The 25,642-nt window shown below is 45.0% G+C and carries 20 protein-coding genes and 2 pseudogenes; 18 read left to right on the top strand and 4 right to left on the bottom strand.

The annotated features are described in order from the left end of the window. The first annotated feature begins 37 nt into the window (after positions 1–37). The 9 genes and pseudogenes from SU60_RS02640 to SU60_RS02600 all read left to right on the top strand — a co-directional run bounded on the left by SU60_RS02640 (position 38) and on the right by SU60_RS02600 (position 10,051). Positions 38–760: a response regulator gene (locus SU60_RS02640; RefSeq protein ID WP_041154194.1), complete on the top strand. Its 723-nt coding sequence runs from the start codon at positions 38–40 to the stop codon at positions 758–760. A gap of 14 nt (positions 761–774) precedes the next feature. Further along, positions 775–2,211 carry an ATP-binding protein gene (locus SU60_RS02635; protein WP_415679326.1) on the top strand — a complete coding sequence of 479 codons (1,437 nt, stop codon included), beginning with the start codon at positions 775–777 and terminating at the stop codon, positions 2,209–2,211. Positions 2,212–2,356: 145 nt separating this feature from the next. Then, complete coding sequence (locus SU60_RS02630; RefSeq protein ID WP_041154192.1) at positions 2,357–3,604, top strand: ABC transporter substrate-binding protein; 1,248 nt, start codon at positions 2,357–2,359, stop codon at positions 3,602–3,604. A 68-nt stretch (positions 3,605–3,672) separates the two neighbouring features. Next, positions 3,673–4,596, top strand: a complete 924-nt coding sequence (locus SU60_RS02625) for a carbohydrate ABC transporter permease (RefSeq protein ID WP_041154191.1) — start codon at positions 3,673–3,675, stop codon at positions 4,594–4,596. Continuing rightward, a pseudogene (locus SU60_RS02620) lies at positions 4,593–5,449 on the top strand (carbohydrate ABC transporter permease). Before SU60_RS02625 ends, SU60_RS02620 begins: the two are co-directional and overlap by 4 nt. Positions 5,450–5,454: 5 nt before the next feature. Further along, a complete protein-coding gene (locus tag SU60_RS02615; RefSeq protein ID WP_041154190.1) occupies positions 5,455–6,570 on the top strand; it encodes an ABC transporter ATP-binding protein in 1,116 nt (371 codons plus the stop codon). A gap of 306 nt (positions 6,571–6,876) precedes the next feature. Continuing rightward, a complete protein-coding gene (locus SU60_RS02610) occupies positions 6,877–7,875 on the top strand; it encodes a TRAP transporter substrate-binding protein (RefSeq protein WP_041154189.1) in 999 nt (332 codons plus the stop codon). Positions 7,876–8,014: 139 nt separating this feature from the next. Continuing rightward, on the top strand, positions 8,015–8,686 hold the full coding sequence (locus SU60_RS02605; protein ID WP_041154290.1) for a TRAP transporter small permease: 672 nt from the start codon (positions 8,015–8,017) through the stop codon (positions 8,684–8,686). Positions 8,687–8,689: 3 nt separating this feature from the next. Continuing rightward, positions 8,690–10,051 (top strand): TRAP transporter large permease, encoded by a 1,362-nt coding sequence (locus SU60_RS02600; protein WP_041154188.1) that lies wholly within the window; start codon positions 8,690–8,692, stop codon positions 10,049–10,051. Positions 10,052–10,475: 424 nt separating this feature from the next. On the opposite strand, the pseudogene SU60_RS02595 reads toward SU60_RS02600, so the two are convergent. Further along, a pseudogene (locus tag SU60_RS02595) lies at positions 10,476–11,812 on the bottom strand (sigma-54-dependent transcriptional regulator). A gap of 4 nt (positions 11,813–11,816) precedes the next feature. Further along, positions 11,817–13,622, bottom strand: a complete 1,806-nt coding sequence (locus SU60_RS02590; protein WP_041154187.1) for a sensor histidine kinase — start codon at positions 13,620–13,622, stop codon at positions 11,817–11,819. 31 nt (positions 13,623–13,653) lie between these two features. On the opposite strand from SU60_RS02590, the gene SU60_RS22205 reads away from it, so the two are divergent. From SU60_RS22205 to SU60_RS02555, 8 genes are all read left to right on the top strand, one after another. Continuing rightward, on the top strand, positions 13,654–13,836 hold the full coding sequence (locus tag SU60_RS22205) for a hypothetical protein (protein WP_084735534.1): 183 nt from the start codon (positions 13,654–13,656) through the stop codon (positions 13,834–13,836). A gap of 302 nt (positions 13,837–14,138) precedes the next feature. Continuing rightward, positions 14,139–15,446: a trigger factor gene (gene tig / locus SU60_RS02585; protein ID WP_041154186.1), complete on the top strand. Its 1,308-nt coding sequence runs from the start codon at positions 14,139–14,141 to the stop codon at positions 15,444–15,446. Between the two features lie 105 nt (positions 15,447–15,551). Next, on the top strand, positions 15,552–16,223 hold the full coding sequence (clpP, locus tag SU60_RS02580; RefSeq protein WP_052481464.1) for an ATP-dependent Clp endopeptidase proteolytic subunit ClpP: 672 nt from the start codon (positions 15,552–15,554) through the stop codon (positions 16,221–16,223). 25 nt (positions 16,224–16,248) lie between these two features. Further along, positions 16,249–17,529 carry an ATP-dependent protease ATP-binding subunit ClpX gene (clpX, locus tag SU60_RS02575; protein WP_041154185.1) on the top strand — a complete coding sequence of 427 codons (1,281 nt, stop codon included), beginning with the start codon at positions 16,249–16,251 and terminating at the stop codon, positions 17,527–17,529. Positions 17,530–17,658: 129 nt separating this feature from the next. Beyond that, positions 17,659–20,010 carry an endopeptidase La gene (gene lon, locus SU60_RS02570; RefSeq protein ID WP_041154184.1) on the top strand — a complete coding sequence of 784 codons (2,352 nt, stop codon included), beginning with the start codon at positions 17,659–17,661 and terminating at the stop codon, positions 20,008–20,010. Between the two features lie 191 nt (positions 20,011–20,201). Then, the gene (locus tag SU60_RS02565; protein ID WP_041154183.1) at positions 20,202–20,474 is read left to right on the top strand and encodes an HU family DNA-binding protein; all 273 of its coding nucleotides are present in this window, start codon (positions 20,202–20,204) and stop codon (positions 20,472–20,474) included. Between the two features lie 236 nt (positions 20,475–20,710). Beyond that, on the top strand, positions 20,711–22,570 hold the full coding sequence (ppiD, locus tag SU60_RS02560; RefSeq protein ID WP_041154182.1) for a peptidylprolyl isomerase: 1,860 nt from the start codon (positions 20,711–20,713) through the stop codon (positions 22,568–22,570). Between the two features lie 174 nt (positions 22,571–22,744). Then, positions 22,745–23,032, top strand: a complete 288-nt coding sequence (locus tag SU60_RS02555) for a ComEA family DNA-binding protein (protein WP_041154288.1) — start codon at positions 22,745–22,747, stop codon at positions 23,030–23,032. Between the two features lie 81 nt (positions 23,033–23,113). On the opposite strand, the gene rrtA is transcribed toward SU60_RS02555, so the two are convergent. Continuing rightward, positions 23,114–23,665, bottom strand: a complete 552-nt coding sequence (rrtA, locus tag SU60_RS02550; RefSeq protein WP_041154181.1) for a rhombosortase — start codon at positions 23,663–23,665, stop codon at positions 23,114–23,116. A 3-nt stretch (positions 23,666–23,668) separates the two neighbouring features. On the opposite strand from rrtA, the gene SU60_RS02545 reads away from it, so the two are divergent. Beyond that, on the top strand, positions 23,669–24,280 hold the full coding sequence (locus tag SU60_RS02545; RefSeq protein ID WP_041154180.1) for a tRNA-uridine aminocarboxypropyltransferase: 612 nt from the start codon (positions 23,669–23,671) through the stop codon (positions 24,278–24,280). Between the two features lie 21 nt (positions 24,281–24,301). Here SU60_RS02545 and SU60_RS02540 read toward each other — a convergent pair whose 3' ends face one another. Beyond that, the gene (locus tag SU60_RS02540) at positions 24,302–25,624 is read right to left on the bottom strand and encodes an anti-phage deoxyguanosine triphosphatase (RefSeq protein ID WP_041154179.1); all 1,323 of its coding nucleotides are present in this window, start codon (positions 25,622–25,624) and stop codon (positions 24,302–24,304) included. Between the last annotated feature and the right edge of the window lie 18 nt (positions 25,625–25,642).

The following is a 25,642-nucleotide window of genomic DNA, read 5'->3' as shown; positions in this document are numbered from 1 at the left end:
GCGCTAGATCAAGTTTGGTAATACGTTGGGTGGAAAAATGTCAGCGAAAGTTCTCGTCGTGGATGATGATCAAGAAATTTGTGAATTACTGCAGGAGTACTTGACGAAGCAAGGCTATATCGTCAATACCGTCAATGACGGCGTTCAAATGCATTCTTACCTTGAGCAACATGGTTATCCCGATCTTATTTTGCTTGATGTGATGCTACCTGGTGAAGATGGTTTCTCGTTGTGTCAGTCAGTTCGGCGGACATCGTCAGTACCAATTATCATGTTAACGGCCGTCTCAGACGATACCGATCAGATCATCGGCTTAGAAATTGGTGCGGATGATTACTTGGCTAAGCCGTTCAATCCTCGTCACCTGAATGCGCGTATTAAAGCGGTGTTACGCCGTATTAACGTGACCAAAGAAGAGAAGGTCGGCCCGATAACCTCCCGACCAATTCGCTTTGGTGACTGGCTACTGGATACCTTGTCTCACCGCATCACTCACCAAGAAACTCAGCAGTCTCACGATTTATCGGGCAGCGACTTTTCGTTGCTTATGCTCTTCCTAGAACGGCCTAATCAGATATTGGACAGAGACACCATCTCTATCGCTACGCGGGGGCGGGAAGCGCTGCCGTTTGAGCGAGGGATTGATGTGCAGCTTAGTCGTCTGCGTCAACGCCTTGGTGAAAGTGCCCAGTACCCGCATTATATTAAAACGATGCGTGGTAATGGCTACCTACTTGCTGTACCAGTCAGTTATGAGTAACTCTGGGGGCACTTATAAAACGCTTTAAATTTAACTCGCTGGTCAATCGCACCTTAGGTTTAACCTTGTTAGCCGTTATCCTTGCCCAAGGAGTGGCAACGACGATCTGGTATACAGAGTCGAAACAAAAGGAATTGGCAGGGATACGTGATGCCTCTCAGAGCATGGCAAATATGTTCGCTTCAACGGTGACATTTTTTCAATCGTTGCCAGTCGGCTATCGCCACATTGTGCTTGATCAGATTCGCAATATGGGTGGCACTCGGTTTTTTGTGTCTTTCAATAGAGAGGCGTTGATTGTTGAGCCGTTCAAAGATACACCGCTAAAGTTAGCATCAATTAAAGCGGTAGAAGAGGTACTCAGCAAGAAACTCCCCAAAGTGGATTCCATTCTGGTTGATTTCTCATTGCCTGAAAACTTACGCTTACTCAAAAATGATATCTATCTTAATGACCTACCTAGATCTTGGGCGCACCATACTTTAACGTTAAGTCCGATAGATCCGCCCGTTTTAGTCGTGCAACTCGAGTTAGCCAAAGGTGAGTGGCTTTACATTGCAGCCTTGCTACCTGCACCCTACGTGAATCTTGATGATACGTTAATTGGCCGGGAGCAGATTTTGTTTTTGATATTCTCCACCACGATTTTGTTGATGCTCACTTACTTGTTGATGAAAAGACAGGTTAAGCCGTTGAAGCGACTTGCACAGGCGGCCAATGAAATGAGTATGGACGTCGAACAGGCACCGCTCAAAGAAGAGGGGGCCAGTGAGTTGGTGACTGCAACAAGGGCTTTTAACTGGATGCAGCAACGAATTCGCCATTACATTTCTGATCGGGAGCAGTTATTTTCCTCAATCTCCCACGATCTAAAAACACCGATTACACGCCTTAGACTCCGCGCTGAGTTATTAGAAAGCGATGTCAAACGCGAAAAGTTTAATCGTGATTTGGATGACTTAGAAATGATGGTGAAGGGAGCGCTGCAAACGGTAAGAGATACCGAACTTCACGAAAATACGGCTTATGTCGATTTAAATGAGGTGATTACGAGCGTCATTGAGCCTTATAACCAGCCGCAAGAGCGTGTGACGTTTACTCCTAATCCAATCGAACCTATCGTGGCAAAACCACTTGCGATAAAACGCGTCATCGGCAATTTGGTAGAAAATGCCGTGAAGTATGGTGATACAGCTGAGATAACGCTTCAACGTCTTGATACTGGGATTACCATTGAGATTTGTGATCATGGCCCCGGTATTCCTGAGGACCAATTAGAGCTGGTCTTTGAGCCCTATTATCGACTGGCTGATGATGGGCAAGGACATGGTTTGGGGCTTGGCATATGCCGTAATATTGTTCGTGGACATGGTGGAGATCTCATAATTGATAACTTGCCTAATAGCGGACTCAGGGCGCAAGTGTTTGTTTCTAGTATAAATAATATTTAATGTAACCAGGTTGTTACATTGAAGTTACTATTTGTTTCAATGAAAAATCTTTCTGTTGGATAGACTGAACAAAGGTTAAAGCAAGAACGCTTGAGGTCATTGAGTTGTTGACCTGAATGTCTAATCCAATACACGGAAGATAATAATGAAATTACATAAAACCCTACTGACTCTCTCTCTACTATCTGCGGCAAACTTTGCGAACGCTGGTGAAGTTGAAGTGCTTCACTGGTGGACGGCTGGTGGCGAGGCAAAATCCGCTGCAGTGCTAAAAGAAATGCTCGAAAAGCAAAATCATACCTGGAAAGATTTTGCGGTTGCTGGCGGCGGTGGTGAGTCTGCGATGACCGTTCTTAAAACACGAGCGGTGTCAGGTAACCCACCATCAGCAGCTCAAATTAAAGGTCACGATATTCAAGAGTGGGGTGGACTGGGCTTCCTAACTTCGCTTGATAGTACCGCGAAGCAAGAACACTGGGATGACATCCTACCTTCCGTTGTTAGCAAAGTAATGAAGTTTGACAATGAATATGTAGCGGTTCCAGTCAATGTTCACCGCGTTAACTGGCTTTGGGCGAACCCAGAAGTTCTGAACAAAGCGGGCGTTGAAGTGCCGACTACGTTGGATGAGTTTTTTGCCGCTGCGGAAAAAATCAAAGCAGCAGGCTTCATCCCACTTGCTCACGGTGGACAGCCTTGGCAAGACGCGACCGTTTTTGAAGCGGTAGCACTTGATGTATTAGGTAGCGAAGATTACAACAAAGCCTTTGTTGACCTGGATATGGACGTGTTGTCTGGCGACAAAATGGTGGAAGTGTTCACCAAGTTTAAGAAGATTCATGATTACATTGATGCTAACTCTCCAGGACGTGACTGGAATGTTGCGACGTCTATGGTGATTAACGGTGAAGCAGCGATGCAAATCATGGGTGACTGGGCGAAAGGCGAGTTTACCGCCGCGGGCAAAAAGCCAGGTGAAGATTATATCTGCGCTCCAGCGCCGGGAACGGCAGGACAGTTCACTTTCAATATCGATAGTTTTGCCTTCTTTGAGTTGAGTGACGAAGAGAATAAAAAAGCTCAGCAAGACTTAGCGCGCACTATCTTGACCAAAGAATTCCAAGAGGTGTTTAACTTAAATAAAGGCTCAATTCCTGTCCGTTTGGATATGGATATGGCGAAATTTGACCAATGTGCCTTGGACTCAATGGAAACCTTTAAAGCAAGCGCTAAGTCAGGTGATCTTGTGCCGAGTATGGCTCATGGTCTGGCAACAACAAGCTATGCGCAAGGTGCCATCTATGATGTTGTAACGAACTTCTTCAACGACGCTAAAGCGGATCCTAAAGAAGCTGCACAGAAACTAGCGAAGGCAGTGAAAGCAGCGATCTAGTTCATTAAGGTCGTATAGGCTTGTAGGGAGCCTGTTCGACCTTCTTTTTTAAGACGTAAGGATTCGTTATGGAGCACGTTGTAAATCAGTATCCAAAGAAGTCTCAAGCAAAACGAAGTTTGGCGGATAGACTTCAACATTGGCTACCGAAGATTGTTCTTGCCCCGACGGTTTTAGTCACTGTGGTTTGTATCTACGGTTACATTTTCTGGACGGCGGCGCTATCTATCACCAACTCCCGTTTTTTGCCAAGTTTCAATTTTGTTGGTTTTGACCAGTACGCAAAGTTGATGGAAAACGACCGTTGGGTCACTTCTATCACTAACCTTGGTATCTTTGGCTTGTTGTTTATGCTCATCGCTATTGCACTTGGCGTGGGCCTCGCTATCTTACTCGATCAAAATATCCGTCAGGAAGGGGCGATTCGTACGATTTATCTCTATCCGATGGCACTCTCTTTTATTGTCACCGGTACGGCATGGAAATGGATTCTCAACCCAGGTCTGGGGATTGAGAAACTGATGCAAGATTGGGGATTTAGCAACTTCGAGTTCGACTGGTTGGTGAACTCTGAAATGTCGGTATACACCTTAGTAATTGCCGCAGTGTGGCAGTCATCAGGTTTTGTCATGGCGATGTTTCTCGCTGGGTTACGTGGCATCGATTCATCGATCATTAAAGCCGCGCAAATTGACGGTGCTGGTCTGCCAACTATCTACTGGCGCATTATCATGCCTTGTTTACGACCCGTGTTTTTCAGTTCGGTGATCATCACATCACATATTGCGATTAAGAGCTTTGATCTGGTGACTGCGATGACGGCTGGTGGGCCCGGCTACTCTTCCGATTTGCCCGCCCTGTTTATGTATGCCCACTCATTTACTCGTGGCCAGATAGGTTTGGGGGCAGCCAGTGCGATGATGATGCTCGCGGGTATTCTCGCCATTTTAGTGCCTTACTTGTATTCAGAGCTTAGGGAGAAAAAATCATGATGCGCAATGTAAATCTCTCTCGACTGTTTATTTACTCAGGTTTGGTGTTCTTTTGCTTTTTTTATCTAATGCCTCTGTTTGTGATGGTGATTACGTCATTCAAAACATTGCCAGACATTAAAGCTGGCAATTTGATGAGCTTACCGACCGAGTGGGTATTTGGTGCGTGGCATAAAGCCTGGGACAGTGCCTGTACCGGCGTTAAGTGTGAAGGGGTAAAAGGGTATTTCTGGAATTCTTTCCAAATGGTGATTCCAGCAGTGGCGATCTCGACCTTGCTCGGTGCATTTAACGGTTACGTTGTGACCAAGTGGCAATTCCGTGGGTCAAATCTGTTTTTCAGCTTGTTGTTGTTTGGTTGTTTTATTCCGTTTCAAGTTATCTTGCTGCCAATGGCTGCGGTGTTGGGTAAGTTGGGATTGGCGAATACCACCACAGGCCTGGTCATCGTTCATGTTATTTATGGTATGGCCTTTACGACACTGTTCTTTCGTAATTTTTACATCAGTATTCCAGATGAATTGGTTAAAGCCGCGAAATTGGATGGAGCAGGCTTCTTTACCATTTTCTTTAAAATTCTACTGCCAATCTCGACCCCAATCATCATGGTGACGGTTATCTGGCAGTTTACCGCGATTTGGAACGACTTCTTGTTTGGCGTGGTTTATTCGGGCTCTGAAACGCAGCTATCACCGTTGCGTTAAACAATTTGGTCAATACCAGTACAGGTGTGAAAGAGTACAACGTCGATATGGCGGCGGCGATAATTGCCGCGTTACCAACGTTATTAGTTTATGTATTAGCAGGAAAATACTTTGTTCGTGGCCTAACGGCTGGATCGGTAAAAGGATAATTATCATGGCAACACTCGAACTTAAACAAATCCGTAAAACCTATCCAAAAGCGGAACAAGAGACCTTAAAAGGCATCGATATCAGCATTGATTCTGGTGAATTTCTTATCTTGGTCGGGCCGTCTGGTTGTGGAAAATCGACACTCATGAATACCATTGCTGGTTTAGAGAATATCAGCTCTGGTGACATCGTAATCGACGGTAATAATGTGTCTGATGTAGAGCCTAAAGATCGCGATATCGCGATGGTGTTTCAATCTTACGCTCTGTATCCCAATATGACGGTACGAGGCAATATCGAATTTGGTCTCAAGATCCGCAAGATGGCGAAAGAGGCGATCGATGCTGAGGTGGAGCGAGTGGCGGAAATGCTGCAAATCGACCACTTGCTCGACCGTAAGCCTTCGCAGTTATCGGGCGGTCAGAGACAACGTGTTGCAATGGGGCGTGCGCTCGCAAGGCGTCCGAAGTTGTATTTGTTTGATGAACCATTATCGAACCTAGATGCTAAGTTGCGAGTGGAGATGCGTCATCAGATCAAGCGTCTGCATCAGCAGTTGAATACAACCATCGTGTATGTAACGCATGATCAGATTGAAGCGATGACGCTGGCAGACCGTATTGCGGTCATGAAAGATGGTGAGTTACAGCAATTAGGGACTCCTCAAGAAATCTACAACAAGCCTAATAATATGTTTGTTGCGGGTTTTATGGGTTCGCCTTCGATGAACTTCATCAAAACGATGGTTGATCTAGATGAACAGGATAATCCTGTGATCAAAGTTAGAGGCGGTAATGCGCAGGAGCATCACATCAAGCTACCCGAATCCATGCGTAAGCAAGATGGTAAAGAGGTAGTGATTGGCCTACGCCCAGAGCACATTACTGACAGTGAAAATCTAGAATCTGCTGCGACAACACAGCTCGATTTACAGTTAGAGGTGCTTGAGCCAACGGGTCCAGATACGATTGCGATGATTAAGGTTAACGATCAAGAAGTGGCTTGCCGTTTGTCGCCGGAGTTTGATGTCAAAGTCGGGCAGGTTGCACCGCTGCACTTCGATTTATCCAAGGCGGTTTTCTTTGATGCATCGACAGAGCAGCGTATCGAGTTTCACTAACTTCATCAGTCGAGTACGCTAGACGTATTTTAATCGATGAAAAAATGGCAGCTGACAAGCTGCCATTTTTATTGGTGGGCATGTTATCGAATGTGTGTAAATCCACCCACTTACCCATTTACTTTGGGTGAATTTCACCCATTTCAAAAATCGTTCTGTGATCTGGGTAACTTTGAAAATCTCATATCAAATTAAGTTATTGAAATATAATATAAAAGTTAATGTTTAAAACATGGTGCGCTTATTGCTCTAGTTAATGTATCAACACCCAGTGATGGGGTTGTACATTTATCAAGGAGAATAATAATGTTTAAGCCTTTAACCCTACTATCTGCTTCCATTCTTGCTGTTACCAGTTTCAATGCTGCCGCCAATTGTGACCCAGGTGAAATGGTCATCAAATTCAGCCATGTAACCAACACAGACAAACATCCGAAAGGGATTGCTGCTTCGTTATTAGAGAAACGCGTTAACGAAGAAATGAACGGCAAAGCGTGTATGCAGGTGTTCCCCAACTCCACCCTTTACGATGATGACAAAGTGCTTGAAGCGATGCTCAACGGCGATGTCCAACTTGCCGCTCCATCGTTGTCGAAGTTTGAAAAGTTCACCAAAAAATTCCGCCTGTTTGATCTTCCGTTTCTTTTTGATGACGTCGATGCTGTTGACCGATTCCAAAGTTCAGAGGCTGGTGAAAAACTCAAAAACGCGATGAATCGCCGTGGTATCAAAGGGCTTGAGTTTTGGCATAACGGCATGAAGCAAATTTCTGCCAATAAGCCACTTATTCATCCTGATGATGCGAAAGGTCTCAAGTTCCGCGTTCAAGCCTCTGATGTATTGGTGGCACAATTTGAACAACTGGGCGCAAACCCACAAAAAATGTCGTTTGCAGAAGTTTATGGTGGGCTGCAAACCAAGGTTATCGACGGCCAAGAAAATACCTGGTCAAACATTTACGGTAAGAAGTTCTTCGAAGTGCAAGATGGTATCACTGAAACCAACCACGGTATTTTGGATTACTTAGTGGTCACGTCTTCGAAATGGTGGGAAGGGCTGCCTGATGATATGCGTGATCAACTTGCCACTATCCTTAGAGAAGTGACAGAAACTCGTAATGCGGAATCTAACCGTGTCGAACAGCAAAACAAACAGTATGTTATTGAAGCAGGCGGTGTCGTTCGAGAGCTTACCCCAGAGCAGCGTCAGGAATGGGTTACCGCGCTTAAGCCAGTATGGGAGAAGTTTGAGAAAGACATTGGTTCAGATTTGCTCAATGCAGCCATGCAAGCAAATCAAAAATAACAAACCCAATATACTGGGTTCAATATGATTTTTTTGTCCCCTTTTATTGAACCCGGTTTATTGTTCAATCACTGCCTTTAGGTGATTGATTTAAGAGGCTCCAAAAAGCCACATTTACCTGATTCGAGCGATGTTTAACATGGAACAATCATTTTTTGAGAAAGTCGGGCAATTTACTGACAAGGTCGAAGAAACCTTGATCGCCTTTTTTCTCGGTGCGATGACGATGCTGACTTTTGTCAATGTCGTGATGCGTTATGTTTTTAATGACAATATTCTTTGGGCTGTGGAAGTAACGGTTTTTATCTTCGCCTGGATGGTATTGGTCGGTGCCTCTTACGGTGTTAAAAAACACTTTCACATTGGGGTTGATGTCATCATCAATCTTTTCCCTGAAAAACGTCGAAAGTTGCTCGCTTTAGCCGCAGCGGCTTGCTGTTTAGCGTTTTCAATATTGTTGTTAATTGGTTCTTGGAATTACTGGTATCCGTTCGCGACCGAGCGAGCGTGGTACGAAACCGATGATATCCCCATGCCAGACATACTCCAGTTCATGTCTGATTGGTTCAACGAAGGCGAGCGTTATGAAAAGATGCCCAGGTTTATTCCTTATATGGCATTACCGATTGGGATGGCGTTGCTGACGTTTCGCTTTGCACAAGCCACGTACCAGATTGCAATTGGCAATCTCGACCGCTTAATCTCCGGACATGAAGCAGAAGAGGAGCTAGACGCACTAAAAGAAGAGCTCAAAGACGCAGGCGACGTTATGTCATCTCAACAAAACGACACTCACCGCAAGGAGCGCTAAGTCATGGATATTTTATTGTTATTTGCGATGGTTATCGGCTTTATGCTTATTGGCGTGCCGATTGCGGTGTCATTGGGCTTATCCAGTATCTTATTTTTAATGCTGCATTCAGACGCCTCATTGGCGTCGGTCGCTCAAACGTTATTTAACGCCTTTGAGGGACATTACACCTTACTTGCTATTCCATTCTTTATTCTGGCATCAAGCTTTATGTCGACGGGCGGTGTCGCAAAGCGAATTATCCGTTTTGCTATAGCGATCGTTGGTTGGTTCCGTGGCGGTCTGGCGATGGCGTCAGTGGTGGCATGTATGATGTTTGCAGCACTCTCTGGATCATCGCCTGCGACGGTTGTGGCGATAGGTAGCATCGTGATTGCGGGGATGATTAAAAATGGTTACTCAAAAGAATTTGCCGCTGGTGTTATTTGTAATGCCGGGACTCTCGGTATTCTGATTCCTCCTTCTATTGTGATGGTCGTGTATGCCGCAGCAACGGATGTTTCTGTTGGGCGGATGTTTTTAGGTGGCGTGATCCCAGGGCTGTTAGCGGGCGTTATGTTGATGATTGCGATTTATATTGCAGCTCGGATCAAGAACCTACCCAAACAACCGTTCGTTGGTTGGAAGGAGACCTTTACTTCTGCCAAAGATGCCATTTGGGGCTTGCTGCTGGTGGTGATCATTTTGGGCGGTATTTATGGCGGGATTTTTACTCCTACCGAAGCCGCAGCGGTTGCCGCAGTCTACTCGTTTTTTATCGCCAATTTTGTCTATAAAGACATGGGACCATTTGCCGATAAGCAAAATACCAAACCTGCGGTTGTAAAAGTTCTACACGCTTTCGTTCACAGTGATACTAAACAAACGCTTTTTGAAGCTGGCAAGTTAACGATCATGCTGTTGTTCATCATTGCAAATGCGTTGATTTTGAAGCATGTACTGACAGAAGAGCGCATTCCGCAAATGATTACCGAAGCCATGCTGTCCGCAGGTTTAGGGCCGATCACTTTCTTAATTGTTGTCAACGTGTTGCTGCTTATTGGTGGACAGTTTATGGAGCCTTCTGGTTTGCTGATCATTGTGGCTCCGTTGGTCTTTCCGATAGCAATCGCACTGGGCATTGATCCGATTCATCTAGGCATTATGATGGTGGTAAACATGGAAATCGGGATGATAACGCCACCAGTTGGGCTCAACTTGTTCGTGACCGCAGGCGTGGCGAAAATGTCGATGATGAATGTGGTCAAAGCTGCATTGCCATGGGTAGCGGTGATGTTCCTCTTCTTGATTATCGTTACGTACGTGCCTTGGGTTTCGACTTGGTTACCAACCACCCTAATGGGGCCAGAAATCATCACGAAGTGACCCTTATTGTTATTTAGGGCGTGTTTTTTTAACCAGTGAATTGAGCAAAGAGAATAAGCTAACCCTCCAAAAAAAGAGGTGTGACTCGTCACACCTCTTCGTCTATAGATTTAAAACCACGCTTTCTTGGATCGGGATGAAACCTACGTTCATAACCACGCCATTTCTTAGTGGTTTTTTTACGCCTGTCAGGACTACATCGACGTTCTTCTCGGTATTGTCCATTTACAACAACAGTATCGGTAATGATGGGGATTCTTACTTTCTCATTCATCGCCTACTTGTTCACTTATCGCCTATTTATTTATCAACCTAGCGACCCAGTCGTACCGTATCACTAAGTATTAGCTAGACTGGATAGAACACCAAGTTGCGTGTTGCATTTTATTTATACAGATCTTTATCTAATTGATAGCGTTGCATTTTATTTATACAGATCTTTATCTAATTGATAGCGTTGCATTTTGTCGTATAAGGTTTTTCGAGGCACATTCAACTGTGTCATGGTTTGCTTAATGCTGCCGTTATTCTCTAGCAGTGCTTGCTCAATGGCAGCTTTCTCAAATTCAGCTACCTGTTCCATTAAACTGCGAGACGATGAATGAGAAGGCGTGGCATCACTAAGTTGAATCAGTTTGCCAAGCAAGACAAAGCGTTCGGCTGCGTTTCTTAATTCGCGTACATTGCCAGGCCAATCATGGGACATCAGCGCTGCAAGGTCTTGGCATGATAGGCTAGGGGAGCTTTTGCCGTATCGAGAGGCCGCAACTAAAAGGAAGTGGTGAAAGAGCGCAGGAATGTCTTCTTTACGATCGCGTAATGGTGGTAGATCGAGCGTGACGACATTTAGGCGATAGTAGAGATCTTGTCGAAAGCTGCCTTGTTCAGCCGCTTGCTTTAAGTTCACTTTGGTTGCTGCGATGACGCGAATGTCCAAAGAAATGAGTTCGTTTGAACCGACGCGCTCAATGGCGCGCTCTTGCAAGACTCGTAACAAGCGAATTTGCGCTTGGATAGGCATGGATTCAATTTCATCTAAGAACAGTGTTCCCCCTTGGGCAAACTCAAATTTACCGATTCGGCGACTTTCTGCTCCGGTAAATGCGCCTCTTTCATGTCCGTACAATTCACTTTCAATCAAATTTTCTGGCACTGCACCGCAGTTAACGGCAACAAAATTATGATTCCTACGTGAGCTCTGTTCGTGTAACGACCGAGCGATCAACTCCTTACCGGTTCCGGTTTCACCAAATAAGAGAACATCTGCGTCGGTGTCGGCAATGTGCGTGATCGTATCGCGCAGTGTTTGGATACTGGTCGTTTCACCGATGATTCTGGGTCCCAGCGCTTGGCTGGCTTTTAGGGATTGGCGAAGCTTTTCATTTTCATTCGTCAAACGACGCTTCTCTATGGCTCGTTTTACCGTCTCAACTAAATGTTCCGGAGAAAACGGCTTTTCGATGAAATCGTAAGCGCCTGATGCAAAGCGGTGACCGCCATCGAAATATCACCATGACCGGTGATCATAATGACGGGTAGGTGACTATCCCGTTGAACCACAGTATTAAGTAAGTCCATGCCGGATATTCCCGGTAAGCAGATATCGGTAACGACAACCCCAGGGTTAGCCCCGCTTTTTATCGCCAGTAGTGCGGATTCTGCATCGGAAAAGAACTGTGCGTCGATCTCCGCTAACTCAAACGTTTGTTCTATTGCCAGTCTGAGATCGGCTTCATCATCAATAAAAAACACCTGGCACATGCTCTCATCCTTCTGATTGTTGTGGCAGAGTAGAAGTCATGGGTAAACAAAGAGAGAATCGCGCTCCCCCTTGCAAACGATTCTGTGCGATCAGTTGCCCATTCATTCCCGCTAAAATTTGTTTTGATATTGCGAGCCCCAAACCCAGTCCATTTTTCTTAGTGGTTAAAAAAGGCTCACAAAGTTCATTCAGTGTAAGGGGGCCTAGGCCTGGTCCATTATCATCAATATGAACCATGACCTTGTTGGATGGATGTTCATATTCAACCGACAGCCAAACCTGTTTATCGTCCTGGTCTGCGACGGCCTCTATCGCATTGGTGAGTAGGTTGACAAGGACTTGTTCGAGCTGAATCGTATTGATGTAAACCTCTGTATCTTCAATCGGTGACTCGGTAGTTAAATTGACTCGAGCCGATTTAAACGTTGGGTTCATTAGCGCTTTTGCCGAGGCAATAACGGGCAATAATCGAGTCTTTGTAAGCTCGTCGCCGCTGGTTTTTTTAGCGAACGAACGCAGTTGCTGACTGATGTTGGCCATCCGGTCGGTGAGTGCAGAAATTCGCGTGAGATTGTCTTCAACACGTTCAAACTTTTCTTTATGTAAGAATAGCTTACCATTTTCTGCAAAACTACGAATGGCAGCTAGCGGATTATTGAGTTCGTGGCTAATACTTGCAGACATTTGCCCCAGAACCGCCAGTTTTGCCGCTTGAACCAACTCATCTTGGGTCAGTCGTAGCGTCTTTTCAGTATCAGTACGTTGAGCAATCTCGGCTTGTAACTCTGCCGTGCGTGCCATGACTTCATATTCCAGCTTTTGGTTGGCTTCTTGTTGGATGCGCTCCACCTGTAGATGTCGAAGTTGGCGGTGATAAATTAATTGGCCGATCAGAAACAAAACCGCAAATGTTAGGGTCAGCACAAGCAAGTAACCCAGAGTCACCCAGACGATAGATTGCTTTGGTGAAAGCACACTGATGGTAAGTTTCAGTTCGTTAAGAGGGAACGAAGAAATCACAAGAGTTCCCTTGTTGTAGGGATAACCTTGTTTGACCTCCGAGTGGGGGAGATCGAGGTTACCCAAAAAATTTAGGCTCCCGATGGGGGTATCGAGATATTGTCGACTTGCCAGTACTTGCTGTTTTTTTATTGTACTCAGGGGGCGAAAGCTCTTAAACAACCAATCTGGTCGACTACTCATGAAAACAATGCCATTAGGATCGCTGGCAACAAAGACACTATCGGATTGCTGCCAGTTATCTTCAATTTTATTGAGATCCATTTTCACGACAACGACACCAAGTACGCCACCAGCATAAATAATAGGATACGAGTAATAATATCCCCGTTTTCCGGATGTAGACCCAAGAGCGTAATATTGACTCTGTTCTCCGAGGATTGCTTGTTTGAAATAAGGACGAAAAGCAAAATTTCGCCCAATGAACGAACGCTCTTTACGCCAGTTACTCGCCGCAATCGTCGTTCCCCACTGATCGAGTAAATACGTGTCTTCCGATTTAATGACTTCATTCACGGATTCTAGGTAACGGTTCGTGATTTCGATTTGAGCGGTGTTATTCGGATAAAGAAGTACATCAAATAACGGAGCATCCTTTGCCAATAGGTTAGGAATATGCGCGTACTTATCGAGCTTATTTTTGATATGACTAGAGAATTGTTCGAGTTGCGATTGGTGTTTATTGAGCAATGATTGGTAACTCGATTGCCACACCCAATGCCCGCCAATGGTGGCACAGAGGAAATATAAGACGAAAAAGATCAGTAGAATACGATTTCGTTGCGGCATTTATTTTTCCTTTGTTTGACCCTCTTGATAGATGTTAACGGTATGTAAGATAGATTGGGGATTTCGTTATCAACTCTGTGGAGTAAAACAAGAGCAAGATCTCTTTTTAGGCTTTTCAATAAAAAAAGCAGTCGATTCCCTTGAAAAAGTCGCTATTGTCCCCATTCTAGATATGCTGGCGTTGCTCAGGCATCATTTGCGCACTTTTTTATGATAAATGACGCACTATTTCGAGAATTTAGCACAGACAGTGTTCACATAGCGGCTATTGGCTCGACAGGCTAGAAACAGATCGCTAGAATGTCGCGTCTAAAAACGCTGTCCTGAGGCTAATAGGAGATACCTTTGATGCTTGTATTGAAGATATCACTGATTAGTCCGGTGCTGATACACAGCATCGATACTCGACTTTAAATTAGGTGTTCGGACAGAGCACAACACAAGGATGAAGCGTTCACTCCGGTGAGGGGCGCTCATACGCTCGGAAAACCGAGCCACTTTAGAGGTTTATATATAATGCAAGTTACTGTTGAAACGCTTGAGGGCCTAGAGCGCCGTCTAAACATTACTGTTCCAGCTGCAAACATCGAAGATGCTGTAACAGCTGAACTACGCAATATCGCTAAAAACCGTCGTTTTGATGGTTTCCGTAAAGGTAAAGTGCCTCTAAAAATGGTTGCTCAGATGTACGGTAAAACAGTACGTCAAGACGTGCTTGGTGAAGTAATGCAACGCCACTTCATCGAAGCGATCGTTAAAGAGAAAATCAACCCAGCGGGCGCTCCGACTTTCGCTCCAGTTGAAAACAAAGAAGGTGCAGACCTAGTCTTCACAGCAACTTTCGAAGTTTACCCAGAAGTTGAACTACAAGGTCTAGACAACATCACTGTTGAAAAACCGCTAACTGAAGTAAAAGATGCTGACGTAGAAGAGATGATCGAGACGCTACGTAAGCAACAAGCAACTTGGGTTGAAGTTGACGAAGCAGCTGAAGCTGGCAAGCGCGTAAGTATCGACTTTGTTGGTTCTATCGACGGCGAAGAGTTTGAAGGCGGTAAAGCAGAAAACTTCCCACTAGAAATGGGCGCTGGTCGTATGATCCCTGGTTTTGAAGACGGTATCGCAGGTAAAACTGTTGGTATGGAATTCGACATCGATGTTAACTTCCCAGAAGATTACCACGCAGAAAACCTAAAAGGTAAAGCAGCTAAGTTCGCTATCAAAGTGAACAAAGTTGAAGCTCAAGAGCTTCCAGAAGTTAACGACGAATTCGTTGCTAAGTTCGGTGTGGTTGAAGGTGGCATTGACGCACTTAAAGCGGAAGTTCGTAAAAACATGGAACGCGAACTTAAGCAAGCAGTTAAAAACCGCATTAAAGAGCAAGCAATTGAAGGTCTAGTTGAGCAAAACAACATTGATGTTCCTGCTGCACTTATCGATCAAGAAATCCAAGTTCTACGTCAACAAGCGGCACAACGCTTTGGTGGTAACCCAGAAGCAGCTGCTCAGCTTCCACGTGAACTATTCGAAGAGCAAGCGAAACGTCGCGTAGCGGTTGGCCTTCTACTTGGTGAAGTGATCAAGTCTGAAGAGCTAAAAGCAGACGACGAAAAAGTGAAAGCACTGATTGAAGAAATGGCAACAGCATACGAAGATCCATCTGAAGTTATTGCTTACTACGAGCAAAACGAAGAGATGATGAACAACATGCGCAATGTTGCACTAGAAGAGCAAGCAATCGACGCGATCATCGCTAAAGCACAGGTTACTGAGAAAGAAGTTGGCTTCAACGAGCTTCTAAATCAACAACAACCTGCTGCATAATAAGCAATATCTAGCGTAGAAGGTTGACTTATCGTTGACTATTCTGCTAACAATGGTCCGTATGATACTCATCATCCGGGCCATTTATTTTAGGGACATAAGAATATGAGCTACCAAGAAAAAAATGCAATGTCGCCAATTATGGACGCACTAGTACCAATGGTGGTTGAACAAACTTCCCGAGGCGAACGCTCTTATGACATCTATTCACGTCTTTTAAAAGAGCGTGTGATATTTTTAACGGGTCAAGTGGAAGACCACATGGCAAACCTTGTCGTGGCTCAGCTACTTTTCCTAGAATCTGAAAATCCAGATAAAGATATCTTCCTATACATCAACTCTCCAGGTGGTAGCGTGACTGCGGGTATGTCTATTTATGACACCATGCAGTTCATTAAGCCAAATGTGAGCACGGTTTGTATGGGGCAAGCTTGCTCAATGGGTGCATTCCTGTTGGCAGGCGGTGCTGCTGGTAAACGTTACGTTCTACCAAACTCACGCGTGATGATTCACCAACCGTTGGGTGGTTTCCAAGGCCAGGCTTCTGATATTCAGATTCATGCGCAGGAAATTCTGACGATTAAACAGAAGCTAAACAACCTGTTAGCAGAGCACACAGGTCAGCCTCTCGAGATTATTGAACGCGACACTGACCGTGATAACTTCATGTCAGCAGATCAAGCGGTAGAATACGGTATCGTGGATGCAGTGTTAAACCATCGAGCGAGTAATTTAGCCAGCGCATTTTGGTTAAAATTGATATACACTCATTCATGAAGAGTAAAGGCTAAGAGGTTAGCGAATGACAGATAAAAGCAAAGAAGGTGGCAGCGGTAAATTGCTGTACTGTTCTTTCTGCGGCAAAAGTCAGCACGAAGTTCGCAAGCTAATCGCAGGTCCATCAGTTTACATTTGCGACGAATGTGTCGACCTATGTAACGATATTATTCGCGAAGAAATTAAGGATGTTCTCCCTAAGAAAGAATCTGAAGCGTTACCAACGCCTAAACAGATCCGTGAACACCTTGATGACTATGTGATCGGACAAGATTACGCAAAAAAAGTGCTCGCAGTTGCGGTATATAACCACTACAAGCGTTTACGCAATGGTGATACAACGAGCGAAGGTGTGGAGCTTGGTAAGAGTAACATCCTTTTGATTGGTCCAACGGGTAGTGGTAAAACGCTGCTTGCTGAGACGCTAGCTCGATTCTTGGATGTGCCATTTACAATGGCAGACGCAACCACACTAACCGAGGCCGGTTACGTGGGTGAAGACGTTGAAAACATCATCCAAAAGCTTCTGCAAAAATGTGATTACGACGTCGCGAAAGCTGAACGTGGTATTGTATACATAGATGAAATTGACAAAATTTCGCGTAAAGCTGAAAACCCATCCATTACGCGTGACGTATCTGGTGAAGGTGTTCAGCAGGCGCTGCTAAAACTTATCGAAGGTACGGTCGCTTCGGTTCCGCCTCAAGGTGGTCGTAAGCATCCTCAGCAAGAATTCCTCCAAGTGGACACATCTAAGATTCTGTTCATCTGTGGTGGTGCATTTGCTGGCCTTGATAAAGTCATTGAACAGCGTGTTGCAACAGGCACTGGTATCGGTTTTGGCGCAGAAGTTCGTTCTAAAAACGAATCTAAAACCGTTGGTGAGCTATTTATGCAGGTTGAGCCTGAAGACTTAGTGAAGTATGGCTTGATACCTGAATTTATCGGTCGTCTACCAGTGACAACAACGTTGACTGAGCTTGACGAAGAAGCGTTAATTCAGATCCTATGTGAGCCGAAGAACGCACTGACCAAGCAATATGCAGCGCTGTTTGAGCTTGAAGATGCAGAGCTGGAGTTCCGCGAAGATGCACTACGCGCGATTGCTAAAAAAGCAATGGAGCGTAAAACAGGTGCTCGTGGTCTACGTTCTATTCTTGAAGGTGTTCTTCTTGAGACCATGTACGAACTGCCATCTGCAACAGATGTCAGTAAAGTTGTGATTGATGAATCCGTCATTAACGGTGAGTCAGAGCCGCTGCTGATATACAGCAATTCTGATAATCAGGCCGCTGGCGCAGAATAAAGTTAGTCACAAATAAAAAGGAGGTAAGTAATTACCTCCTTTTTTTATTTCTCTTATTGAATCCAAATAATTAGCCCCCATATAAATCCTAAAGTAATACGTAAACGTGAAAGCGGAAGAGAGAATTATATGAACTTGGAACGTTCCGAGCGTATCGAAATCCCGGTATTACCTCTACGTGACGTAGTGGTCTACCCGCATATGGTTATTCCATTGTTTGTTGGTCGTGAGAAGTCGATTAGCTGTTTAGAAACAGCGATGGAAACCAACAAACAAGTTCTGCTTGTGGCACAAAAACAAGCGGATACTGATGAGCCAACGGTTGACGATCTATTTGAAGTGGGCACTGTCGCAACCATTCTTCAGCTACTTAAGCTTCCTGATGGTACGGTAAAAGTGTTGGTTGAAGGTCAACAGCGTGCCAAAATAAATCACTTCAAAGAGAGTGACTTCTTCCTTGCTGAGGCTGAGTTTGTCGTCACGCCAGAGTTAGATGAGCGTGAGCAAGAAGTTATAGTGCGTAGCGCGATTAACCAGTTTGAAGGCTTCATTAAGCTCAATAAAAAGATCCCACCGGAAGTGCTTACATCACTCAATGGGATTGATGAAGCTGCTCGCCTGGCCGATACCATCGCAGCGCATATGCCATTAAAGCTTGTCGATAAACAACAAGTTCTAGAAATTGTTGATGTGACCGAACGTTTGGAATTCCTTATGGGCCAAATGGAGTCGGAGATCGATCTGCTACAAGTTGAAAAACGCATTCGTGGTCGCGTTAAAAAACAAATGGAAAAATCTCAGCGAGAGTACTATCTGAATGAGCAAATGAAAGCGATTCAGAAAGAACTTGGTGAGATGGAAGACGCGCCAGATGAGTTTGAAACGCTGCAGAAAAAAATCGAAGAATCAAAAATGCCGCAAGAAGCACGCGAGAAGACAGAACAAGAGCTACAGAAGCTTAAGATGATGTCTCCAATGTCTGCAGAAGCGACAGTGGTTCGTAGCTACATCGATTGGATGGTCAGCGTACCTTGGGCAAAACGCTCAAAAGTGAAGAAAAACCTAGCAAAAGCGGAAGAAATTCTTAACGAAGATCACTACGGTTTAGAGCGTGTAAAAGAGCGTATTCTCGAATATTTGGCGGTACAAAACCGTATCAACAAACTGAAAGGTCCGATCCTTTGTCTTGTTGGTCCTCCGGGTGTCGGTAAGACTTCTCTTGGCCGCTCGATTGCGTCTGCTACGGGTCGTAAGTACGTTCGTATGGCGCTGGGTGGTGTGCGAGATGAAGCGGAAATTCGCGGTCACCGTCGTACTTACATCGGTTCACTACCGGGTAAACTTATCCAGAAAATGTCGAAAGTAGGGGTGAAAAACCCATTATTCCTATTGGATGAAATCGACAAAATGGCATCGGATATGCGTGGCGATCCGTCATCTGCATTACTTGAAGTGCTCGATCCTGAACAGAATAACTCGTTTAACGATCATTACTTAGAAGTAGACTACGATCTCTCTGACGTGATGTTTGTTGCTACGTCAAACTCGATGAATATACCTGGGCCGCTACTCGACCGTATGGAAGTGATTCGTCTATCTGGTTATACCGAAGACGAAAAACTTAACATTGCGAAACGCCACTTGGTTGACAAACAGGTACAGCGTAATGGTTTGAAACCGAATGAAATTATTCTCGAGGACTCAGCGATTATCGGCATTATCCGTTACTACACCCGTGAAGCTGGTGTGCGTAACCTAGAGCGTGAAATCTCTAAAATTTGTCGTAAAGCAGTGAAAAATATCTTGTTGGATAAAGACATTAAGTCAGTCACCGTTACTATGGATAACCTAAAAGAGTACTTAGGTGTTCAACGTTTCGATTACGGCAAGGCGGATGAAAGCAACCGAATTGGACAAGTAACAGGCTTAGCTTGGACAGAGGTCGGTGGGGACTTACTTACTATCGAAACACAATCGATGCCAGGTAAAGGCAAGCTAACGCAAACTGGCTCTCTGGGTGATGTGATGCAAGAGTCGATTCAAGCAGCAATGACGGTAGTACGCTCTCGTGCAGAAAAGCTTGGAATCAACAACGATTTCTATGAGAAGCGTGACATTCATGTCCACGTGCCTGAAGGCGCAACACCAAAAGATGGCCCAAGTGCAGGTATCGCAATGTGTACTGCGCTTGTATCGAGCTTGACGGGTAACCCAGTAAAAGCAGAAGTTGCGATGACTGGTGAGATCACCTTGCGTGGTGAAGTATTGCCAATTGGTGGTCTTAAAGAAAAGTTACTTGCGGCACACCGTGGTGGCATTAAAACGGTACTGATCCCTAAAGATAACGAGCGTGATTTGGAAGAGATTCCAGACAACGTTATCGCGGATCTCAAGGTCATTCCGGTGCAGTGGATTGACGAAGTCTTAAAAGTTGCATTAGAGCGAGACCCGGCAGGCGTTGAGTTTGCAATCGAAAAATAGTGATATGCAGCAAAAATAAGTAAAAGTTTGCGCTGATAAGCTTAAAAAGGCTTGTCAGCGTTTTTTTTGGACGCTAAGTTAGTTTGGACAGCTCTCAGCCTTGAAGGATAAGGGGCGAAGCTAAAATTATTATTTATGGAACGAAAGTCATCACAAAATAAAATCACAGATGGCACAAAGGGGAATACACAGTGAATAAAACTCAATTAGTAGAACAAATCGCAGAAAATGCAGACATTTCTAAAGCGTCAGCGGGCCGTGCTCTAGACGCATTCATCGAAGCGGTAAGTGGTACGCTTCAAACTGGTGACCAAGTGGCGCTAGTTGGTTTTGGTACATTCAGTGTTCGTACTCGTGCAGCGCGTACAGGCCGTAACCCAAAAACGGGTGAAGAAATTCAAATCGCAGAAGCAAAAGTACCTGCTTTCAAAGCGGGTAAAGCCTTAAAAGACGCTTGTAACTAATCTTCTTGTAACTAATCTCTAAACTAAGATTAGTAAGTCGAGCGTTGACTCTACAATTGGCTATTTGAATAACTTTTGCTCAAACAATCTGTTTCGAACAAAAATTTACAAACTTCGAGCCGAACTTTCTTAAATTATGCGCATCATACTGATGCGCATTTCTTTTTCTGGTATTATCGCGTGATTATATTTTCTAGTAGAAGCCATATGCTTCAATTGTGGAGAGCAGTTAAATTATGATGGATCGACTACGCGAAGGCGTAAATAGCATCGCGGTCAAAATTATCCTTGGGCTTATCATCCTGTCTTTCGTATTTGCAGGTGTAGGCAGCTACATTGTTGGCGGTAGCAACAACTCTGCGGCGAAAGTGGGCAATACCGATATCCCTCGTGGAGAATTCGAGATGGCATACCAAAACGAGCGCAATCGTATGCAAGCTCAACTGGGTGACTACTTCTCTCAGATGCTGGCAGACCCAGCGTATGTTGCCTCTTTCCGCAAATCCGTTCTTGATCGTATGATTAACGACGTATTGTTAGATCAGCAAGCAGAAGCGTTAGGTCTAAGAATCAGTGATACACAAGTGCGTAAAATGATTCTAGAAATGCCTCAGTTCCAATCAAACGGACAATTCGACCAAGACATCTACCAAGCTTCTCTTCGTCGCGCTGGTTTCTCTCCTGATACGTTTGCTGAGTACATGCGTCGTGAACTTGTTCGTGAACAGTTGTTGAATGCACTTCAAACCAGCGAATTTACTTTACCTGGTGAAGTACAAGCCGAAGGTAAACTGTTTACTCAAACTCGTGACATTCGTACGGTAGCTATCGATCTGGAAGAATTTGCCAAAAATGTCAAACTGACAGACGAAGAAATTGAGCAATTCTATAAGGCCAACCCTGATAACTTTACTCGTCCAGAGCAAGCGAAGGTTGCTTACATTGAGCTATCAGCGCAGGCTTTGAAAGATCAGATTCAGATTTCTGACGACGAAGTGAAGAAATACTACGACGAACACCTAAGTAAGTACTCAACTGATGAACAGCGTCGCGTAGCGCATATCTTGGTTGAGGGTGATGACGAAGCAAAAGCACAAGCGATTTTAGACGAGCTAAACAACGGTGCAGATTTTGCGACACTTGCGAAAGAAAAGTCGGATGACATTGGTAGCTCTGAAAGTGGCGGTGATTTAGGTTGGATTGAGCGAGATGTCATGGATCCAGCGTTTGAAGAAGCTGCATTTGCTCTGAAGCAACCAGGTGATATGTCTGGCTTGGTTAAGTCTGATTTTGGCTACCACATCATTAAACTTGAAGAGTTAAAAGGTGCAGTCGCTAAGCCTTTCGACGAAGTCTCTGCTGAAATCAAGCAAGAGTTGGTTGATCAGCGAGCAGTCGATAAGTTCTACGAGCTACAAAGTGAACTAGAACGAGTTGCTTTTGAATTCCCTGATTCACTGTACGATGCTTCACAGGCGATTGGCCAAGAAGTGAAAACAACGGACTTTATTTCTCAACAAGATGCGCCAGAAGTTCTGCGCAATCCAGATGTGATGCAAGCCATCATGAGTCCTGAAGTGAAAGAAGACGGTCTCAACTCTGAAGCGATTGAAGTTGCTCCAGAACACATCGTTGTTGTACGTGTTGAAGAGACACGTGACGAAACCGTATTACCTCTTGAGGAAGTTAAAGAGCAAGTTGTTACTGAGTTGTCTCGCGTAAAAGGTGAGCAAGCTGCGCTAGAGCTTGGTACTCAAGTCGTTGCTGCACTTAATGACGGTAATACAGACGTATTAGCTAAAAATAACCTTGCGTTTGGTGAACAAGAAACTGTTGACCGCCGTTCTCCTCTTGCCGCGACGGTATTTGCCATGGCAAAACCAGTCGATGACAAGCCAGTGTATGGCCAGTCGAAGGATGCGGAAGGTAACATCGTGATTGTTGAGCTTGACGGCGTGAAGTCAGAACTCGATGCGACGGTTGAGCAACAAGTTGCTCAACAAATGCAGCGTTCTTCTTCACAGCAAGACCTTTCTTCAGTGTTGTCGGTGCTACGTGCCAATACTGACATTGAGTACTTTGTTGTGAGCAACTAAGCGTTTTCGATGTAATTTGCATGTTGAATAAAACGGGTCGTATCAGCGACCCGTTTTATTTTTGCACAGAAAAACTTCAATGATTCATTTGCTTTATCTAGATTAGTGCGCACGTTTTTTGTGCCTGTGGATGCAGGAGCGATTCAACACTAATTAGGAGAGTATATGTTTAATATGAAATGGATTTTAACTTTGTGTTTATGTATTTTCGCACCGTTTAGTATGGCTACTGCGGATACGAAGGATGACAAATATGAAGGCATCGAAATCACAGTAAATGTAAATACGGCGTCTGCGGAAGAAATTGCGAGCTTGCTAAAAGGGATTGGTGACAGCAAAGCTCAGAGTATTGTTGATTACCGCAATGAGCATGGCCCATTTGAGGCTATCAGTGATCTAACGAACGTAAAAGGCATTGGCGCAGCGACAATCGAGAAAAACCAAGGACGCATTTTGCTTTAACTCGATGTTTATCGTTTGAGTTTCAATTTTCCCGAACCTTGCTTTATGTGGTTCGGGAGTGAGATCGAAAATGGGCTGAAATTAACCGAATAGGCGACGATGGAGGCCCTTCTCCACTAAAGCCATTCCTAGCCCACCTAATGCCCCAAACAGATGAGCATCAACCGCAACCTTTGCCCCTATCATCGCAGCGGTGCTGCTAGAAGGGCCATAGAACTGCTCCCAAGCGACTTTTGCCATCAGACCAAGTACCAGAAGTAAACTGCTTCTTCTGCCCTCAAATACTTCTCTCAGTGCCCAGAAACCAAAAAGACCGTGCAATACACCAGACAGTCCAACGTATATTGAGAGACTACTGAAGAGATTGAGTCCCCCAACCAACAGGCACAGAAGAAAAAATACAATAGCAAAATTACGTGTACTTGGGCGGAAAATGAAACCTATGACCCATAAGCCGGCGAGGTTCATGGCTAAATGCGCAAAGTTGGTATGAGTTAAGTTTCCTGTTACGATCCGCCACCACTCACCGTGACGTATATGGTAACTGTGCCACTCGGCTAAGCTTGCCATAGGCTCAAATTGAAGTGCTAAGCAGATAACGCTGATGATGGTCAGCAAAGTATAAAGGTTCACTCTATGTCTCGTTATTGTTCTCAATGTGGAAAATCACGCAAAGCCTGTATTTGCCGATGGATTGTACCGCTAGATAGCGCTGTTGAACTTATCATTCTTCAGCACAGGAGTGAAGAGCACCGCCCCCTTGGTACGGCTCGGATTCTAAAATTAAGCTTAAAGACATGTACCTGTATCGTCGGGGAAGATTTTTCCGAACACCCGTTGCTAAATCAGTGGCTGGCCGATGATAAATATGATCATTTTATCCTCTATCCTTCAGAGCACTCTGTGTGCTTATCAGAGCTTGATTCTAGTGTGCGCCAAGGCAAAAAAATTCGACTTATCTTGCTTGATGGAACGTGGAAGAAAGCCTACAAGATGTGGCAATTGTCACGTAACTTACATCACTTACCAACCGTAAAGTTACCAGACACGCTACATGGTCATTACACGATCCGTAAGGCACCATCTGATAGCAGTTTATCAACGGTTGAGGCGGGTTTTCATGCCTTAAGGTTGATAGAGCCCAGTCGTGATTTCAGTCCTTTACTCACGGCATTTGAGAAGATGATTGAGTTCCAAATCGCCCAGATGCCTCCAGGCGTATTCGAAAAAAATTACTTGAAAGAGTGAGCTAATCACACGCTCAACCGCTTACAATGCTATCGATGAGAATAACTGACGATGCAGTTTTTGGGCGTGCCCATCCGTCATTGCGGAAATATAGTCAGCGATGACTCTCATTTTTTCACTGTCTGTAACCGCATGACACCACAGTTCCTTGGTGTGTATTGGTAGTAAACGCTCAGGGTCTGCGGTTAAAGCCTCAAAGATATCCATAATGATTTGTTGCCCTTTGTATTCGACTATTTGGACTTGAGGCACTTGAATAACGTACTGGCTGACGAAGCTTTTGAGTGTTTCTAGTGCGTTGGTGGTTTGCGGGGCGAGGCATGCATTCCAAGACAATAATGGATTGTCGAACGATGCGTCTACCGCCTGAATGGATACACTTGTCAGCAGCGCATTAACCATCCCGCCAATCGCATCTTTTCTTTCATGATGCTTACCACTAAACAACATTTGGCCAATCGAGTCTATGTGCGTCTCGAACCAGTAATCACCGCAATCAGCAAGTTGACTGGCTGCGCCTTCTTGCCACTGCTGACGAGTGACCATGCCAAGCACGATCGCATCTTCTAAGTCGTGAACACCATACGCAATGTCATCCGCTAACTCCATAATCGAACAATCGAGTGATTTAAAGCGCGTTTTGCTATGCTCGAAATCCGAACCCGGCTGACCGCGCATTTGACTGAGCTGAGTTTTGTCCTTCTCTGTAAGTGGTGCGATGACCCAATCAAACAAGCCTTTGTCGCAGTCGTAGATGCCTTTTGCCGGAGCCCATTGCTTTGCTTTTAGCTTGCGCTGATGCTCTGCGGGAACCGGTAAGCGAGCAGAGCGAGTTTGGCTGATGAGAGCAGGGTATTTCATCAATCCAAGTAAGGTTCTGCGCGATAAGTTCATGCCAAAGTGCTCTGTGTAGGGCTCGAGCTGCGTGACGATACGAAACGTTTGTGCGTTGCCTTCAAATCCGCCATGGTCTCGCATCATATAATTTAACGCGACTTCTCCACCGTGCCCGTATGGCGGATGGCCAATATCATGGGCGAGACAGAGCGAGTCAATCAAGCTATCTGACGGCAGTAGCTCGCGAAATTCGGGCTGCTTTTTCTTGAGTTGTGCAACGATGCCTGTCCCCAATTGCGCCGCCTCTAGTGAATGGGTGAGGCGGGTACGATGGAAATCTTCTAGGCTAGTACCGTGAACCTGGGTCTTAGCCTGTAGGCGACGAAAAGCGGCCGAGTGCAGAATCCGAGCTCTGTCACGCTGATAGGGACTACGATGATCGTCGCGACGGATTTTATGTTCATCATCGTGGCGTTCTTGCCATCGTTCATGCAGTTCAAATAACACGTGTTTCTCCGTACGCTG

It is taken from the genome of Vibrio mytili, assembly GCF_000830505.1.
Classification (GTDB): Bacteria; Pseudomonadota; Gammaproteobacteria; order Enterobacterales; family Vibrionaceae; genus Vibrio; species Vibrio mytili.
Note: the sequence above shows the minus strand (reverse complement) of the source record. Positions and strands in the feature narration are given on the sequence as shown.

Coding starts and splice junctions, on each gene's coding strand:
- SU60_RS02640 (WP_041154194.1), top strand. CDS start 38: ATGTCAGCGAAAGTTCTCGTCGTGGATGATGATCAAGAAATTTGTGAA.
- SU60_RS02630 (WP_041154192.1), top strand. CDS start 2,357: ATGAAATTACATAAAACCCTACTGACTCTCTCTCTACTATCTGCGGCA.
- SU60_RS02625 (WP_041154191.1), top strand. CDS start 3,673: ATGGAGCACGTTGTAAATCAGTATCCAAAGAAGTCTCAAGCAAAACGA.
- SU60_RS02615 (WP_041154190.1), top strand. CDS start 5,455: ATGGCAACACTCGAACTTAAACAAATCCGTAAAACCTATCCAAAAGCG.
- SU60_RS02610 (WP_041154189.1), top strand. CDS start 6,877: ATGTTTAAGCCTTTAACCCTACTATCTGCTTCCATTCTTGCTGTTACC.
- SU60_RS02605 (WP_041154290.1), top strand. CDS start 8,015: ATGGAACAATCATTTTTTGAGAAAGTCGGGCAATTTACTGACAAGGTC.
- SU60_RS02600 (WP_041154188.1), top strand. CDS start 8,690: ATGGATATTTTATTGTTATTTGCGATGGTTATCGGCTTTATGCTTATT.
- SU60_RS02590 (WP_041154187.1), bottom strand. CDS start 13,622: ATGCCGCAACGAAATCGTATTCTACTGATCTTTTTCGTCTTATATTTC.
- SU60_RS22205 (WP_084735534.1), top strand. CDS start 13,654: ATGTTAACGGTATGTAAGATAGATTGGGGATTTCGTTATCAACTCTGT.
- tig (WP_041154186.1), top strand. CDS start 14,139: ATGCAAGTTACTGTTGAAACGCTTGAGGGCCTAGAGCGCCGTCTAAAC.
- clpP (WP_052481464.1), top strand. CDS start 15,552: ATGAGCTACCAAGAAAAAAATGCAATGTCGCCAATTATGGACGCACTA.
- clpX (WP_041154185.1), top strand. CDS start 16,249: ATGACAGATAAAAGCAAAGAAGGTGGCAGCGGTAAATTGCTGTACTGT.
- lon (WP_041154184.1), top strand. CDS start 17,659: ATGAACTTGGAACGTTCCGAGCGTATCGAAATCCCGGTATTACCTCTA.
- ppiD (WP_041154182.1), top strand. CDS start 20,711: ATGATGGATCGACTACGCGAAGGCGTAAATAGCATCGCGGTCAAAATT.
- SU60_RS02555 (WP_041154288.1), top strand. CDS start 22,745: ATGAAATGGATTTTAACTTTGTGTTTATGTATTTTCGCACCGTTTAGT.
- SU60_RS02545 (WP_041154180.1), top strand. CDS start 23,669: ATGTCTCGTTATTGTTCTCAATGTGGAAAATCACGCAAAGCCTGTATT.